Below are 17,439 nucleotides of genomic sequence, written 5' to 3' on the forward strand. Positions count from 1 at the left end.
TGAACACATATACATTGACAATCAGAATATTACAATTCCGCACCACAAAAAGTTGAACACCCGCTTTTTAAAAATTGAACACTTATCCAACGTCGCTCTGAACCCCCCATGTAACATATAGTCATCGTTACATTAACCGGTATTCGGTTGACTAAAGTCAATGGTGATGATTATTACGGGACATATTACCCCAATCAAATCTGAACAGTTTTTACCGGCAACAAAAATCCTCACTCCTAACAGGAATATTTTCAAATATTTATCGTTACCCGGTGATTAATTAGTCCTTACTGTAAGTTAACAGCCTGCTTATTGATTAAAAGCATAGTAGAAAATATTCCCCAAAATGTGTAAACAATAATCAATAATTAATTTCTCTAAATTTTCCATTTTTTCAATAAAAAACATCACAACCGATGCCATTGGCAACACAACCGCATATTTGAGTTGAAATTTGTACTTTAATCCGGTTTTATTGAACCAGCATCATTATTGATATTACTTGCCCGAAACCCTATTAATTTGAAATCACAATTACGCTGCGTTTTATTTACCGGATATCTGCTATGCCTGATGAGCGCAGTTGCGGCCCAGGAAACCAGCGATAACCTTACCTACTATTACAATAACTTTGAAACTTCCTCTGCCGGTAATATAACATCATTAGGAGCAACCGGGGTTGGTAATGCCGCCCGCACAAGTTCGTCGGTTACCATAGATGCATCAACTACAAGTCCTTTAAACGGCTCGGTAAGCCTGCGATCCGCGGTACCTGCAACCAACGCCATAAGCGCTATCAGGTGGGATTTTGTCGGAAGCGGCACATCAGGGAGCGTAGATCTTACTCAGAATGATTTTGAGTGGAATTTCATTTATAAAAATAATAGTGCAACCGGCCCGGATGACCCCGATGCGATGGCTGTAGGTAATAATTCATGGCGCTATTGGCTTATTGCCAACGGGTATACAGCCAATACCATGCAGGGCATTTATATAACCCATACCGGTACAACACTCAGTTTAAGGTATAGGTATGACTCAAATACCGGGACGGGCCGTTACAATGAGCTGCTTAATGCCACCATGGCCAACGACCAGCAAACCTACATGATCAAAGTGCAACGGTTGAAAGACGGTCGTTGGGCAATATTTAAAGATGTTTTTGTAACCGGTATGACCACAGCCAAAACCCTTGTTGCTTCAAGTACAAGTACAACTGGTAGCGGGTTCAGCAGCTATTATTATTCCTATCTTGAATCAACATGTACTACTGCCGGCAGATTTCAATGGGATAATTTTGATATGTACACCCGTGTACTCCAATTTACCACAACAGACGCAAACGGAACGGCAAATAATGTTACACAGCCGCCTTACTACGCCGGCGAAAGCGTAATCCTTTACGGGTTAAAAATAATATCAAGAGGCAATTTCGTTATCAACCAATTGGTACTGAACACGTCAGGCTCCGGGTTCGAGGCATATTTCAATGGTTCAGGAAGTCTCTACCGTTCAGATGATTCCTATTACTCCACATCAACAGACGCACTGATAAGTTCAGTAACTTACACCGGCAACGCTATACAAGATTATAGTGTGGGCGACCTTATCTCAAGCTCGGGCAATACAGATGGATCCTACTCTGTCCCCGGTTATTATTTTTATACAGGTACAGTAAAAAGCCAGCTAAACTATGGCAGCAGCCCTACAGGCACTATTACCGTCACCAGTATTAACACCCTTACGGGGAATGGAAACAGCTCAGCCATTACTTATACAGGCCCATCCTCAAATGGTAATACTATAACTTTTGATGATGCCATTGACTGGACAGGCGCATATGACAGCAACTGGAATGATACCCGTAACTGGAGCCCAGCAACTATTCCTACTACAAGCTATGCGGCACGCATAGGCGTTGTTTCATTTTATAACCAGCCCACCGTTCAAAGCAGTGTGCCTAATGTTGCTTTCCTGATATTAGGCCCCTTAAAAAGTACAATGAGCGGAACCCCATCTATTATATTAACCATCAAAGATACCTACTCCCTTACGGTCACCGGCGCCATCACGCAAAATCACAACAGTAGTGCCGGCGGCGTGACAACAACCATTACCGGTACAGGTACTGGTACATTAAACTGTAGCTCATTTGTAGTTGGCGATAATACCACTCCTCCTACGCCTACAAGAAGCGTCAGCCCAACATCCAATACAACCATAATAAATACAACGGTTCCGGTATTCAATATCACCAATTCGTTAAGTTTAAACACTACCTCCTCGGCATTGGGAACCTATACATCAGGATTACAAAATTACTCTGTTAATAACGCCACGTTCCATCTAAATTCGGGAATATTAACAATAAGTAGTATAGCTACCACAAATTCAAGCTACGTAAACATGACCAGCGGGGGTCTTACTATTACCAATGCGGCCCTCGTTGATATGGATACTGGTACCGGGGCTACTACTTTAAACTTAACAGGCAATACCCCAATAAGTGCCGCTACAGGTGGCACTATCGATTTCACCACCGGCGGCAGCGGCACCGGACTCGTTAACTACGCAGCTACTTCGGGCACGCAAACTGTACACGCCACTAATGACAGCTTTATAGGTACAACCCCCTCCAACTATGATAACCTCACCTTATCAGGGGCGGCAGCCAAAACTGTCGACGGCGGCGCGCTAACCGTAAGCGGAAACTGGATCACAAGCGGGGGTGCAATAGGCCTTAACACGAACAACCCTGTTATAACTGTTACAGGAACCTGGAGCAATTCGGCAAACGTAACCCAGGGTTCTGGCAATATTAGTATTACTGGCAACACTACTAACAGCGCTGTTATTACAGGCGGGGCGGGCACACTAACCTTAAATGGCGATTACACCAACACGGGTACGTTTACGGCAGGCACCGGAACAGTGTTTTTTAGTAAAGCAGGCGCTCAATCTCTTACAGACAACAGCACCAACGGCACAAAATTTAATAATGTTACTGTTAATGGCAGCGGTATAAAAACCATGTCGGGCACCGGTAAATTCGCGGTATCATCCTCGGGTATACTTACTATGGGCGGTACAGCTACCCTTGCTGCCGGCGGTGTTTTAACGTTAAACTCCGATGCAACAGGCTCAGCCACTGTAGATGCTATTCCTTCCGGCACAGCAATTACAGGCAATGTAAACGTACAGCGTTTTATAAGCGGCGGCAATTCATATAACCGGGGGTACAGGTTACTTTCATCACCCGTTAATACAGGTTCATCAGCCAAGGTAATCAGTATAAATTATCTTAAAAACTCATCATGGATAACCGGCACTACAGGCACAACGGGCGGCTTTGATAAATCGGGCAATCCCACAATTTATTGCTTCAGGGAAAACATAGCCTCGTCGCAAGCGTCTTTTACAGCCGGTAATTTCAGGGGCATCAACAATATCAACTCCCCGCCAACTTATATTTTTGACACCGACGGCTCACATACCATACCTGTCGGAAACGGCTTCCTTTTCTTTTTCAGGGGAGACAGGACAGCCGCCGATCTTGCAACTTCAACAACCGCAAGCTATGTACCCACCAACACCACTTTAACAACAACAGGTACATTAAACACAGGTGACATTACAGTAACCAACTGGTACAGCGGCACAACCAGCCTCTTGTTCAGCAATACTACAGGCAGCCAGGTTAACGGATATAACCTGGTTGGAAATCCTTACGCAGCCACCATCAATTGGGAAAAATTTAACCGCAGGGGCACAACAACAACCGTTTCCGCCACATCCTCAATTTACGGGGCCGGTTTCCCCTCAGAGGTATCTTCGGCTGCAACCCTATCTGCTCCGGGCAAAATATGGGTTTACAATCCAAAAACAAAGCAGTATGCCAGCTACATGCAAAAGGCCACTGCTATATCCACAGCAGATACGACTACCAATATTAACCCCGGTATTTCGAGCGATGGCTATGCAAGTAATATGATAGCCAGCGGGCAGGCGTTTTTTATACAGGCTACCTCAGCTTCGCAATCATTAACTTTCAGGGAATCGGCGAAGTCAACAACGCAACCAACGGCATCAAATCTGATAGCCTTATTAAGTGCCCCTGCTGATAAGGGGTTACAGAAACTGGCGGCCACAGCTGCCGACATGGACATATTGAAGGCTGCCGAAGCACAATCAGCAGCATCACAACAAACTTCATCATCATTGGCCGAACCGATATTAAGGCTGCAAATGATAAAGGACTCCATTAATACCGATGATATTGTTATTGCATTTAATAACGACGCCAGTACAGCATTTGAAAATAGTAAAGATGCGGAAGACCTGGGCACCAATGGTGCACAAATAGCCTTGTCGGCCCTGTCAAGCGATAGCGTTAAAACCGTTATCCATCACCGGCCTTTCCCCAAAAAGCAACAGGAGATCATTCCCCTAACGTCTGACGCTACCTCATCCGGGCCTTATCAATTAAAACTAAGAGCACTTAGCAACGTACCTGCCATTTATGAAATATGGCTTAAGGATAACTTTACTAAAGATTCGTTGGATCTTAAACACAACAACATTTACAGCTACAATATTGATAAAAGTACCCCGGCTACTTTTGGTAAAAAACGTTTTCAGCTGATATTGCGCCAATCACCTGCATTGGGCTTGCGGCTGCTTTATTTTAATGCCGTAAAAGCAACCGGCGGAGCTAAAACAACCTGGATTGTTGAAAACGAGGCAAACTACACCACATTTACGCTGCAAAGAAGCACAGATAACGGCAAAACCTGGGAAAACCTGGATGTGATAAAATCGAACGGTTTGGGAACTTACTCTTATACCGATCCTAACCCGGCAAAGGGCTTAAATGAATACCGTGTTCAGTTAACTGATTTAAACAATGATATCAGCCTGTCAAAAGAGCTGCCATTAATGTATGCCAATATAAAAAATAACATAAGCAATAGCCTGCTTACGATATATCCAAACCCTGTAACGGAAACATTAAACCTAACCATAGGGCAAACCAACGCTTCAGCAAACTATAATATTCAGTTAACCAACAGCAGTGGTGTGATACTGAAGGCAGTAAATATCACACAGCTTTACTGGAAAAACAACGTAACCGGTTTGGTACCCGGGACATATATTATAAGGGTTACCGATAATAAAACCAAACAGTTGATTGGCACCGGTAAATTTTTAAAACAATAACAAGCGATTTGCGCATATGAAAAAAAAGTTCTTTTTAACCGCCCTTGTTTTTGCGGCCGGCACCTTAAGCTGTTTTGCCCAGTTAGATAATCCCTGTGATAATGCCGATGGCGACGCTAACTGCCCGCTTGATGGCTGGGTTATTGTTTTAGCTGTAGCTGCCCTTACTTTTGCTGTAACCCATTTATACCGCAAACAAAAATCCCTCCAGGCATAGCGACCGAAGGGATTTTACATTAGTTCAATAATTGATCAGCAAATTTCTTATGCTTTTTTCATTGGCACCTGGTCTTGCTGTACCTGGTTAAGCTGTAGTTGTTCAATAATGCCGTTAACTACTTTGGGCAGTTCCTTTACAGTTTTTTGCGGGTTGTGCAGTTCGCCAACACCAAAACCACGCCATACCAGTTTGCGCGATTTGGTATCCATAATGTCAATAATCAGGGTACCTTCTTTGTAAGGCACGCGGGCATAACCGCCGCCACCATAACCGTAACCATAAGGATATCCCCAACCCCAGCCGCCGTAGCCATAAAACGGACGATAGCCCCAGCCACCGCCCCAACCCCAGCCAAATCCTAAACCGAAGCCCGGGTAACCGCCATAGTAATAAGGATAAAACTCAGTTTTCATTCCCCGGCCGGTAACTGTGGTATAACTTACCAACAGATCGGGGTTATTTTCCTGAAATTTTAACCCCTTGTTTTCCAATGCCGAAATAGCCGCGTCCTTAACCTTTTCATCAGCCACTTCCTTTTTTACAACTGCGCCGGCTTTATTGGTCATGGTTGCAGGAGGTAGCCAGGCAAATGTACGGTAAGCGGATAAATCTGTTTTGTTTCGGGCTGCGGTGTAATAGTTGTAACTGCTGCATGCAGACAAGGCAGCCACCAGCAGTAACACCAGCCCTGTATTAATAGTTTTTTTCATGACAAATTACTCCCTTTATTTAATACGTTAGACTATGCAGGAAACAAAGGTTTAAATTAAATAATTATTTATTTAATTGTACCGGAAAAAACACGCTTTATCAAAATTGACGATGTTTAGCGAAACTGTAACGACGAATAAAATGGTTTGCGAAAGGCACAAGTAATCCCCGCACAGGCAGCCGCACAATACTTGCGCCTGTATGTGAAATCTATTTGCTTAAGTTAAGCAATTGTGCATAAACCTTTTGGGTAGGTAAACCAACAACGTTGGTATATGAGCCTTCAATCCGTTCGATGCCTATCAGGCCTATCAGCTCCTGGATGCCGTATGATCCGGCCTTATCAAGCGGCTGGTACTTATCTACATAATTACTGATCTCGGCATCAGAAAGCTTGCGGAAGAGCACTTCGGTAAGATCATAGAAATTGTTATAACGCCCTTTATATAACAAACATACACCGGTAATAACCTGGTGTACACGGCCCGATAACATTTGCAGCATTTCGATAGCATGTGCGCGGGTTTCGGGTTTACCCAATATCAGGCCATCAATACAAACTATGGTATCGGCAGTAAGCACAACCTCGTCTCCTACCGTTTCGTCAAATGCTTCTGCTTTTTTACGGGCTATATGTAGGGCAACCTCTGTTGGGGTAAGCCCATCGGGGAAAGACTCATCAACCTCTTTAAGCACAACCCTGAAATCAATATCCATAAGCCGGAGCAACTCCTGCCGTCTTGGCGATTTTGATGCGAGAATTACGGGTGGAAACACCCCCTCTAAATCTCCCCCAATAGGGGAGACTTTTTTATCCAACACCTTTGTTGATGAATCCATGATCAATATTTAAAATTGGAAACTCATTTTAAAGCCCTCCCTTCGGGGAGGGTTTGGGTGGGGTTCTACCAGCTATACGCCTGTTTGCTCATCCATTTATCCTGAACCTTAAGCACTTTTTCAATGATATCGCGGGCACAGCCTTTGCCTCCGCCGTAGGGCGATACGTAGGCGCTAACTGCTTTGATCTCTTCAACAGCATCGGCAGGGCAAACAGGCAGGCCTGCAAGCTTCATCACTTCCAGGTCGGGAATATCATCGCCCATGTATAAAACGTTGGTGGCGATTATGCTTTTTTCTTCCAGGTAAATCTTGAACCTTTGCGATTTGGTATGTGTGCCCATATACACGTCCTGGATGCCAAGGCTGTTTAACCTGTACATGGCACTTTTTGAGCGGCTGCCCGATATGGCGCAAACATTATAACCGCATTTAACAGCTAACTGCAGCGCGTAGCCATCTTTAATATTAAAGGCGCGGCTTTGTTCGCCAGCTTCCGTTACAAAAACAGACCCGTCGGTCAAAACGCCATCCACATCAAAAATGAGGGTAGTAATATCTTTTAATTTATTCAGGAATGATTCCATGGTTATGATTACACCGATTTTGTTTCGTGATCCCACCGATTTGTTGAGGTGATTTCACCGATTTTTTGATTACAGAATGTTTGCTTTGTGCTAAACTGCTAATCGCAAATTTAAAACTGCAAACCGCCGGCTCAAAACTGCCAACTGAATTATTGATTATCCCGCCACTCGTATACCCAGGCCGATTGGATCTGCTCCAGGTGCCCTTCGTTTGACTCGGCACGGGTACCGGCAAAATTAGGCAGGCTCAATACCCATTCCAGCAGTTCGGTAAAACGGATGCGGTATATTCTTGATTCGTCAAAATCGTCACCAAACTTTTCATAAAGTTCAATGGCAATATCTTCATAATCATTCCAGTGAATTGGTAAGGCAAATTTATTATCGCTCATTTTTGTTGATTTTACGTACTACCCGGGGGTTACGCTAATACGTTGTAAATTATACGTTTTATTTATTGTTTAAACGGATTGATGCAAATATTAGTGGCCTAAAAACTGCGACTGATCCGGCAGGGTAACTTCAATGTCGCCATCAACAATCACACACTGGCAACCCAGGCGCGAATTAATGCGCGGGTTAACAGCCCTGTCAATAAAATCCTCTTCTTTATCGGATATCTCCTGGATATTATCCATCCCCTTGTTTACATAAACATGGCATGTGCTGCATCCGCAAACACCACCGCAATTGTGCTGTAGTTCAATGCCATTCTCCAGGCATACGTCTAATACAGATTCTCCTTCGGCTATAGGTAACTCAACGCTTTCGTGCCCTTTTTCCTCGAAATTGATCTTTATTTTATAAATGTTCATTTAAGCAAAAGTAACAAAATTACTCGGGTGCGGTAACCCCTTTGTTGTTTTTGATAATACCCTGACTTAACAAACTGTAAATATCCTGTAACATAGACATCTCGCTTAACATCTGCATGTGAGTGGCCATAGTGCCCTCATCATTGCGTACTGCAGGGCCGGTTTGTACATTGCGTGGTTCCTGTTCAAGCACTTTTTGGGCAGTTTCCAGGATCAGGGGGCGCAGCATGTTAAACTCCATTTGATTTTGCGCAAGCAGGTCTTGGGCAACCCCGTACAAATAATTGGGGAAATTACAGGCAAATACCGCGGCGAGGTGCAATATTTTGCGCCGGGCGGAGTTAACGCTATATACATTATTACTGATGGTAAATGCCAGCTGCTTTAAATCAGCAAGTATACCGTCGTCAGCACCTTCAAGACAGAGCGGGACAGATCTGAAATCAACCTCTCTTATTTTGCTAAACGTTTGCAAGGGATAAAATACACCGGCCTTTGGGGTAAAAGCCAGCAAACTGTTCAAATCGGTTGAGCCCGATGTATGTACTATTAACTTTTTATGGGCCGACAACGCTTTAACAACAGTCGTTATAGCATCGTCCTTAACCGAAACAACAAACAATCCCGTATCAGGATTAATATTGTCAAGGTTATCTATCGCTTCGGCGCTAACATGGTAGGCCAATAAAGCGGCATGCTGTATATCGCGGCTGTATACCTGCACAATACGGTGGCCTGCATTTTTAAACGCTGCTGCCATATGGGTTGCTACGTTGCCGGAGCCTATTATAGTAATGTTCATATATTCTTTACAATAGATATAATTATTTAACTAACTGTAGTATAAATATTTCTGTATTTTAGAAACCAACATCTAATACCGCATGAAAATACTTAAAGTAAGCATTATAATTGTGATATTTCTTGTCGGGGCCGCGTCATTAATACTATACGGCTTCTATAGATATAACAATAAAGAAACCAAAACCTTAACCGATACCAGCCGCAAAAACGTTCCCGGCAACTTCATCAAATTAAGTCAGGGCGTAACCCATTACCAGCTCGAAGGCCCTGATAGTGCCCAGGTTGTTATACTTGTACACGGCTTTAGCGTACCCTATTATATCTGGGATCCAACGTACGATTTTTTAATAAAAAAAGGATACCGGGTATTACGCTATGATATGTATGGGCGCGGTTATTCAGACAGGCCTGATGTCCCTTACACTCAGAATCTTTACAATACGCAAATTCTTGATCTTATCAATCAGCTTAAATTAGGGAACAAAGTAAATTTAGCTGGCGTATCATTCGGCGGCGCGGTAATAACAAACTTTACCTGTAGTCACCCCGGTATGGTTAACAAACTAATACTTGTTGACCCGGTATATGAACAAAAAAAGCCGGTAGCTCCGCAATATTTCACATTTTATAACGAAGCCGTGAACTCCGACGAAAGAGCAAAAGGACAAACAACCGATTTTCTTTATCCGAGAAACCACCCCGAATGGGTAAACCGCTACCTCCCGCAAATGGAGTATAAGGGGTTTAGAAACGCGCTGGTTTCAACCCTGTACAATTACAATCAAAATGGTCGCGAAAGCAATACCTGCCTCAACAGTGCAGGCAAAAGCGTATTACTGATATGGGGCAAAGCTGATAAAACTCTACCCCTACGTTTTAGTGATTCCATCCGTAGTGTATTGAAGACCGACTTTTTCCCTGTTGATGGCGCAGCACATTTACCCATGATTGAAAAGGCCGACACCGTAAATGCTAAAATCCTTTCGTTTTTGAAGGGGTAAGGTCAATTTAATCTGTAGTTTTAGAAGATGAAATTTAAATTAATTACCTGCTTGCTATTACTGATAAACCTTGCTTGTTTTGCAAATAGTAATCACAATAGCTATTATTTAACAGATACAACAAGTCATCAAAAGACAAAACACATTTCCAAGCAAAAAATTGCGCCACATGTCACCTACTCTCGTGAAGATATCAAAGGCTATAAACCTGAATTTGACAGTTGTGCCTATACAAATCAGTTTTCTGCAGCGCAACGCCTAAAGAAATATCCCTTTTCAATTGCAGCAAAAATATTAGCTATATCATATGTGGGTAAATTCCCGCCAGCACCCAGTATAGATTCTGCGGGTAACCTAATACCTGATCAGGAACAAATATCCAATACTGACCGAGGTATCACCATTAAAAAAAGAAGGTTAAAATATAATAATGTCAAACAGTGGAAAGTTCTAAATCGTGACCAGCTCATTAAATTCACAGACATAATCCTTAACTACAGCTACAGCGGCATAAAAGATTATCTGACAAGGGGAACTTCTGCTTGTTTTGATCCACGTAACTCAATTGTTTTCCTTGACAAAAACAACAGGGTAATTGACCATCTTGATATCTGCTTTTCATGCCATGGAAGCAAATCGGCCTCAGGTAAAATAAACATTGGAATAGAGTGCACACAGAAGTATCGAATGCTTCAGAATTTTTTTATTGGCGTCGGTGTCCCTTATGGAGCAGAATAATTAAATTCTCTCCGCCCAATTAATCCCTTCCGCCAATTCAGTCCTGCTAAACTCAATATGCACTACCCTCCTCTTTCTGTTATTGGTGGTACGGTTTGACGCGTGCATAAGCAATGGGCGCATGATCATGACACCGCCGCCTGGTACATTGCAGCTTACTTCGGTTTCCTGTTGCCAGTCGATATTTTCGGGACGATAAATCTCTTTAAGATGTGAACCGGGCAGCACTTTCAATGCCCCGTTGCCTTCGTCGGTATCATCCAGATGAATGCGGACAGTGAAGTTATCCTGCAAAATTTCAAGGGGCGGCTGCACGCCAAATTGGTTATGCTTAACTGTCCAGGGGCTGTAGCCTGCGATATCAACTTTGTTATCTACAGAAATAGTCAGGTCCTGGTGCCAGGCTACAAACCAGTTGGACGATCCCGGTTTATCAAAATAGATGGATTTTACAACAAAGTAGCCATCGCCAAAAACATTGGAGATAACGTTTTTTAACCTGTCATTCAATAAAAGAGGGGAAACATCTGGAACAGCCTTTAAAAATTGCCTTATGGCAAATACATCATCAGTTTGCCGGAACAACGGCCCCGACCTGTCGGCCGATTCGATAATGTTAATAATGGCATTAATTTCGGCACCGGTATAAATATCATCAATAACGGTAAACCCGTCATGATCAATATTATACCGGTGCCCAGTAATATCCACTTAACAAATTTAAACGGTTTTAAGTTCTTTATTACGCCTTTGGATAGAAAGCAAAAAGCCAATCACCATAATGATAGTACCGCTCCAGAAGAAGTTGATATACGGGAAGCTGATAGCGCGCATCACAATCCATGGGCGTTTGTTTTGCGGCTGCTGGTAAACAGTGATTTCTACTTTTTTATTCTCAGGGTTGATCCTTGAGAAACGCAGTTTTAATCCGGCATCCTCAACCTTGCGGGCAAAATCAAACACATTGCCGCCCCTGATCATGAATACAGGTTCGGCAGTATACACCTTGCCATCATGCGCATGAACTTCAATATTGGCGCCGATAGCCACATCGTTGGCTGTAAGCGGGATATTTTGCACCGTAGCCTGTTTGTTTAATGATTTAATCAGCATAAAGCCGTCACGGTACCTGATGGTATCGCCAATGGCAACTTCGTGTGCTACAGGCTCATCGTAGTTTTTATCATCGTTACCTTCGTCATGCCCGGCCTCGCCCTGCATGGCAAAACCTTCGCTTGGTATAGCGGTAACGTGAGTATAAAGGTCATTTAATAAATAATGCTTGGTGTCAGGCGATGAAGACATTCCCGCATCACGGCTGGCCTGCACTTTGGGTTTAAGCACAAAGTTTTCGAGCAATTTACCGTTAGCATCAAACTTTTTATAATCAACCCTGTAAAAATGGTAAGGTGATGATATCGAATCGCCAAGATAGGTAACTGTATAATCGCCCATTTTTACCGGGGTGTTTTTGTAGATCATAATATTTTCGCGGGCGTTACCTGCTTTGGCATCAAAGCCCTGCACATTAACCACACCGCTTGCATTTTCAGAAACCACTTTGCTGGTACCTGCCGCTATCACTGCGCCAACCATTAGCAAACCAAAACCTAAATGCGCCACTGCCGAGCCGGCAAGTTTAAACTTCCCCTTAAAGGCATCTACCAAAACTTTGGCATTGGCGATAACCGAGTAAACCGAACCGCACATCACCAGATTGAATACGAAATTAAGGCGATAAACACCGGTTAAGTAAACAACAAGCGCCGTTACCAATATGGCAAACAAAAGGTAAACGCCTGTAGTAATGAAAAACCGGGTAATATCAGTCTTTTTATATTTCAGAAATTGTGTAAAGCCGGTAAGTAAAGTCACCACAAAGGCAAATGACGACTGGATCACATTATAATGTTTAACAGCATCAGAAGGAGGTGCAATCTTGGTACCAAACATGGCATTCCATACAGGTACCGATGTTACAACAATAAGGTGAAAGCAAGATAACCCTAAAAATACCGAACCTACAAACATCCAAAACTCGCGTGAGTATGTTTCTTCATCTTTTTTGGTGATAGGCAGTTCTTTCCATCGCCATACCAAAACCCAAACAGATAAAACAAGGAATATCAGGATGCCGATAACCAGCTGCCAAAACATACCTAAATCGGTAAAAGCATGAACTGAGCTTTCGCCCAAAATACCGCTTCTTGAAAGGAATGAAGTATACCATACCAGTACAAAACTCAGCAATACCAGCAGTGTAGCTGTAAAATATGAGTGGCCTGTATTTTTAAATACGATAAGTACGTGCAATGCCGCAACCATGGTTAACCACGGAAATATCGAACCGTTCTCAACCGGGTCCCAGGCCCAAAAGCCACCGAAGTTTAACGACTCATATGCCCAGAACGAGCCCATGATCACACCGGTACCCAATATCATAGAACCAAACAAGGCGTATGATATAGCGGGCTGTACCCATTCTTTATATCGCTTTTGCCAAAGCCCGGCAACCGCGTAAGCAAACGGAACTATAATAGATGCAAAACCCAGGAACAAGGTAGGCGGGTGAATAACCATCCAGTAATTTTGCAGCGATGGGTTCATTCCTTGCCCGTCTTTTATAAAGTCGAGGTAGTTTGGCTGCGAGAATATAGGCGCTTCGATACCTGAATTACGCAACAACAAGAATGGCGAGCTGCCTATCCGCTGACCGAAAATATCGATCCCAAGTACCATGGTTCCCAGAATAACCTGCGACAGGGCAACAACAGTCATCACCGGGCGCTCCCATGATTTAGCCCTTGCAATAAGTACGTTACCTAAAACGGCCTGCCAAAAAGCCCAAAGCAAAAAACCGCCCTCCTGCCCGTTCCAGAAGCCTGATACCAGGTAATAAACTGGCAATGAGCGCGAGGTATAAGCCCAGGCATAATGGTACTCGAAATAATGATTATAAAGCACATAGAACAGGCATGTACCCATTCCTAAAATAGATATAGAATTTACGTAAAAACCTAAACGGCCTAAACGCTGCCAGCTGCTGTTTGCTTTGCCAGCATCATCTGTAGTAGCAAAATAGTAACTTATAAATGACAGCAGGGCTGCACCAAACGAAAGAACAATAAAAAACTGGCCGATTTGTCCCGGTAAAAGGTGTTCGCCCTTAAAAACTGTATTCATCAAAAATGATTAAATGCTGGCTTGTTTAGCCTTCGCTTCTGTAACTTCTAACTTATCCTGCGTGTATTTGGATGGACATTTCATCAGGATCTTTGATGCATGAAACTCACTCCCAACCATCTGGCCGGTAAGTACCAGTTGCTCCGAACGCTCAAAGTCTTCCGGTTTGGTACCGGTAAAAACAACTTTACGCTCTTCGCCTTTATTATCTTTCATATAAAATGAAAAATAATTGGCATCCTTAGCAGCGTCATAAACCATTTCTTTTCCCTTGCTAAAATGGCCTATTACATGCAGTTCACTGCTGGTTTGCTGCGCTTCGGCAAAGGTTGCATAGGTGCTTGAGCTTGAATAAACACTTATGATAACCGCTATGGCTATAGCGATAACAACAAGACCAAAAATTGCACTTTTTTTCATCTGCGGTTTATATTATTAAAATAACGATTTGCAAAAATACAAAACGTGCAGCGAATAATGTTTATTACAAGACATAAGTATTATTTAGAATCATTCTTGATAGAAACGTCAGAACTCGAATTTGATGAATTTTAGGAATTGGTCGAATGTTAATACCTGTGCTTATCTGTTAAACGTGCTTCTGCGAAAAGCGAGGAAATTCTTGAAATTCGTTTAATGCGAATTCTGACACTATTGGGGCGATGCCTTCGGCCCGGGCTCTGCGCTCATACGCCTGCAGGCTTTACGCTCATTGGCCGGTATCCGCTGCGATCCCTATCGCGGCATAATTAAAAACAAAAACGAGGTAAGCTTTTTCAAACCCACCTCGCTATATATTGAAACTATTAAATCCTTAATTATGGCCAGATACCTAAATTTTGGTACGATACCGCTATTTTATTGATTGCGCCAACCATGGCTGCGTTACGCAGGGTGCCAATCTCAGGATTGCTTTTATAGATCTCCCTGATCTCGTGGTATGAGCGGATCATGGTATCTTCCAGTCCTGAGTTTACCAGTTCGAGCTCTGATGCACCTTTGATAATGGTTGAGCGCTGTACCGGGGTTAAAGCTACCCCGGTAATCCCTTCAACCATGTTTACCAGGTTAAGATTTGAATTCTCTTCAAACCTGCGGTTCATACGGCCGAAAGCTACGTGGCTTAGGTTTTTCAACCATTCAAAATACGATACAGTTACACCGCCTGCGTTGGCAAACATGTCAGGTACTATCATCCCGCCGTTGGCATAAAATATAGATTCAGCTTCGGGTGAGGTTGGGCCGTTAGCACCCTCAACAATAATTTTAGCCTGAATGTTGCGGATATTTGCTTCGGTGATCTGGTTTTCAAGAGCTGCAGGTACCAGGATATCGCATGGCTGCTCAAGGCCTTCCATGGTATTGGCAAATTCCTGTATTGCCGCAGCGTATCCTAAAATAGAACCGGTTGCCTTACGGTGCTGAAATACAGCCTCGATATCTAAACCGTTTTCATTATAAATAGCGCCTTCAAATTCGCATAAGCCAACTATTATCGCCCCCATTTCGGATAAAAACTTAGCCGAATAGTAACCTACATTACCAAGGCCCTGCACAATTACTCTTTTGCCCGATAAACCCGGCAACAGGCCAATCCTTTGCATATCCTCGCCAACGCTTACGCACTCGCGGGTGGCTATAGCTACACCGCGGCCGGTAGCTTCTCTCCTGCCCGCGATACCATGCAGGGCGATAGGCTTACCGGTTACAGCGCCCATAGCATCCAGTTGACCGGGGTTCATGGTAGCATAAGTATCGGCAATCCAACTCATTTCGCGCTCGCCCGATCCATAGTCAGGTGCCGGCACGTCAATGCTTGGGCCAATAAAGTTCTTTTTGATTAACTCAACGGTATAACGGCGGGTGATGTTTTCCAGCTCGCTTACGGTGTAGTTTTTAGGGTTTATTTTGATACCGCCTTTGGCGCCGCCAAACGGAACGTTAACAATGGCGCATTTGTAAGTCATGAGCGCGGCGAGGGCCATTACCTCATCCTCGTTCACCATTTCGCTGTAGCGGATGCCACCTTTGGTTGGCGACTGATGGTGCGAGTGCTCAACGCGCCAGGCGTCAATTACCTCAAAACTGTTACCCTTGCGAATGGGGAAACGGAAGCGGTAAACACTGTTACATGATTTAATTTGATCAAGCAGGCCTGCATCGTGTTTGGTGAATTGGGCAGCATGATCGAAGTTTTTGCACACGTCGCTGAAGAAGTGTGTTTCCTGGTCGGCAATCAAAATATTCGTAGCCATAACTATTGTATAAATATTAATCTCTTAAAAAAGTGAGCAAATTTGGTACAATTTTTATCAATATTGCAAATATTTCTTAGTTAGTGTGCCCTATACACCAGTCAACACCGTCACGAATGATATGTTTAAATTGTTTAAACATATTATTTGAACTACTTTTCGTTTTCGACTTTTTTTAATCTGCGGTCTATAGTAAACAGGTAAATGGCCAGTCCAACAAAAATTATGGAAATAGTTGCTACAACCACGTAAATTTTTCCCGACTGGCGCAAAGTATCTGCCATTTCAACCCGCTGCCCTGGCTGAGCAAAAACAACGGTACAAAACGTAAGCAGCAACAATAAAAGCGTTAATTTCTTCATCTTAATTTATAGCGTTCTTCTTATTCTCAATTAAACGGATGCGGTAACGGATAGTTGCTATCCAAAGGGCAATAAAACTCCAGCCTAACATAGCCGGGTAAAAGGCTATCTTCATACCGTTATCAAGGTCGTATTTACCAAATGCAGGGTTACCGCCGCTGCCGGGGTGCAATGAATCTGTCATGCGGGGCAAAACAAATATCAGCACAATCATGATGGGGAAAGCGAAGATATTGTAGATAGCCGAAATCTTGGCCCGCTTCTGCTCCTCATCAATAGAATTACGAAGCACCAGATAAGCACAGTACAACAAAAATGCGATGGCAGCACTGTTTTGTTTAGGGTCGCCGCTCCAAAATTCACCCCAGGTAAATTTTGCCCACAGCATACCGGTTAAAAGGCCTAAGGTGTAAAACAGCAAGCCGGTATTAACGCTCTCAACAGCAGCAAGGTCATGCTCTTCTTTACCCGTTTGCAGGTATTTGATACTGAAATAAACCGATACCACAAAAACAGTCAGCATGCCCATCCACATGGGTACGTGAAAATACAAATTACGGATGGTTTCGTGAATAATTGGCAGCCTCGGCGCTTTGAAAACCAGGCCCGTGTAAAAGGTAGACAGCACCAGCAAAACAGCCGCAACCTTCCACCATGTTTGATAAATAAACTTCATATGATTTATGCAGGCAAATGTAACTAATTA

At 43.4% G+C, this 17,439-nt stretch carries 16 protein-coding genes; 4 read left to right on the top strand and 12 right to left on the bottom strand.

What is annotated here, in order from left to right:
* The first annotated feature begins 573 nt into the window (after positions 1 to 573).
* Both J3L18_RS13425 and J3L18_RS13430 read left to right on the top strand, forming a co-directional pair.
* A complete protein-coding gene (locus J3L18_RS13425; RefSeq protein WP_129567532.1) occupies positions 574 to 5,217 on the top strand; it encodes a DUF8693 domain-containing protein in 4,644 nt (1,547 codons plus the stop codon).
* Between the two features lie 16 nt (positions 5,218 to 5,233).
* Complete coding sequence (locus tag J3L18_RS13430; RefSeq protein ID WP_129567533.1) at positions 5,234 to 5,434, top strand: Fjoh_0651 family PID-CTERM protein; 201 nt, start codon at positions 5,234 to 5,236, stop codon at positions 5,432 to 5,434.
* A gap of 47 nt (positions 5,435 to 5,481) precedes the next feature.
* Here J3L18_RS13430 and J3L18_RS13435 read toward each other — a convergent pair whose 3' ends face one another.
* The 6 genes from J3L18_RS13435 to J3L18_RS13460 form a co-directional block, all read right to left on the bottom strand.
* Positions 5,482 to 6,147 carry a DUF4136 domain-containing protein gene (locus J3L18_RS13435; protein ID WP_091171439.1) on the bottom strand — a complete coding sequence of 222 codons (666 nt, stop codon included), beginning with the start codon at positions 6,145 to 6,147 and terminating at the stop codon, positions 5,482 to 5,484.
* Positions 6,148 to 6,358: 211 nt separating this feature from the next.
* The gene (locus J3L18_RS13440; protein WP_129567534.1) at positions 6,359 to 6,988 is read right to left on the bottom strand and encodes a Maf family protein; all 630 of its coding nucleotides are present in this window, start codon (positions 6,986 to 6,988) and stop codon (positions 6,359 to 6,361) included.
* Between the two features lie 65 nt (positions 6,989 to 7,053).
* Complete coding sequence (locus J3L18_RS13445; protein WP_090524424.1) at positions 7,054 to 7,575, bottom strand: KdsC family phosphatase; 522 nt, start codon at positions 7,573 to 7,575, stop codon at positions 7,054 to 7,056.
* A gap of 149 nt (positions 7,576 to 7,724) precedes the next feature.
* The gene (iscX, locus tag J3L18_RS13450; RefSeq protein ID WP_091171429.1) at positions 7,725 to 7,967 is read right to left on the bottom strand and encodes a Fe-S cluster assembly protein IscX; all 243 of its coding nucleotides are present in this window, start codon (positions 7,965 to 7,967) and stop codon (positions 7,725 to 7,727) included.
* Between the two features lie 90 nt (positions 7,968 to 8,057).
* Complete coding sequence (locus J3L18_RS13455) at positions 8,058 to 8,390, bottom strand: 2Fe-2S iron-sulfur cluster-binding protein (protein ID WP_090524420.1); 333 nt, start codon at positions 8,388 to 8,390, stop codon at positions 8,058 to 8,060.
* A gap of 19 nt (positions 8,391 to 8,409) precedes the next feature.
* Positions 8,410 to 9,192, bottom strand: a complete 783-nt coding sequence (locus J3L18_RS13460) for a Rossmann-like and DUF2520 domain-containing protein (RefSeq protein WP_129567535.1) — start codon at positions 9,190 to 9,192, stop codon at positions 8,410 to 8,412.
* 82 nt (positions 9,193 to 9,274) lie between these two features.
* On the opposite strand from J3L18_RS13460, the gene J3L18_RS13465 reads away from it, so the two are divergent.
* A complete protein-coding gene (locus J3L18_RS13465) occupies positions 9,275 to 10,195 on the top strand; it encodes an alpha/beta fold hydrolase (protein WP_129567536.1) in 921 nt (306 codons plus the stop codon).
* A 27-nt stretch (positions 10,196 to 10,222) separates the two neighbouring features.
* Positions 10,223 to 10,933, top strand: coding sequence for a hypothetical protein (locus J3L18_RS13470; RefSeq protein ID WP_129567537.1), 711 nt, complete (start codon positions 10,223 to 10,225; stop codon positions 10,931 to 10,933).
* Here the strand turns inward: J3L18_RS13470 and J3L18_RS13475 are convergent, their stop codons facing one another.
* From J3L18_RS13475 to ccsA (J3L18_RS13500), 6 genes are all read right to left on the bottom strand, one after another.
* Entirely contained in the window at positions 10,934 to 11,644 is a 711-nt protein-coding gene (locus tag J3L18_RS13475) for a phytanoyl-CoA dioxygenase family protein (protein ID WP_129567538.1), read from the bottom strand.
* A 9-nt stretch (positions 11,645 to 11,653) separates the two neighbouring features.
* Entirely contained in the window at positions 11,654 to 14,116 is a 2,463-nt protein-coding gene (gene ccsA / locus J3L18_RS13480; protein ID WP_129567539.1) for a cytochrome c biogenesis protein CcsA, read from the bottom strand.
* 9 nt (positions 14,117 to 14,125) lie between these two features.
* A complete protein-coding gene (locus J3L18_RS13485; protein ID WP_091171412.1) occupies positions 14,126 to 14,536 on the bottom strand; it encodes a cytochrome c maturation protein CcmE domain-containing protein in 411 nt (136 codons plus the stop codon).
* A gap of 398 nt (positions 14,537 to 14,934) precedes the next feature.
* Positions 14,935 to 16,371: a Glu/Leu/Phe/Val family dehydrogenase gene (locus J3L18_RS13490; RefSeq protein WP_129567540.1), complete on the bottom strand. Its 1,437-nt coding sequence runs from the start codon at positions 16,369 to 16,371 to the stop codon at positions 14,935 to 14,937.
* Positions 16,372 to 16,523: 152 nt separating this feature from the next.
* On the bottom strand, positions 16,524 to 16,733 hold the full coding sequence (locus tag J3L18_RS13495; RefSeq protein ID WP_129567541.1) for a CcmD family protein: 210 nt from the start codon (positions 16,731 to 16,733) through the stop codon (positions 16,524 to 16,526).
* A gap of 1 nt (position 16,734) precedes the next feature.
* Positions 16,735 to 17,409, bottom strand: coding sequence for a cytochrome c biogenesis protein CcsA (gene ccsA, locus J3L18_RS13500; RefSeq protein WP_317131846.1), 675 nt, complete (start codon positions 17,407 to 17,409; stop codon positions 16,735 to 16,737).
* Positions 17,410 to 17,439 lie beyond the last annotated feature (30 nt).

The sequence above is a fragment of the Mucilaginibacter gossypii genome (genome assembly GCF_017569325.2).
GTDB lineage: Bacteria > Bacteroidota > Bacteroidia > Sphingobacteriales > Sphingobacteriaceae > Mucilaginibacter > Mucilaginibacter gossypii.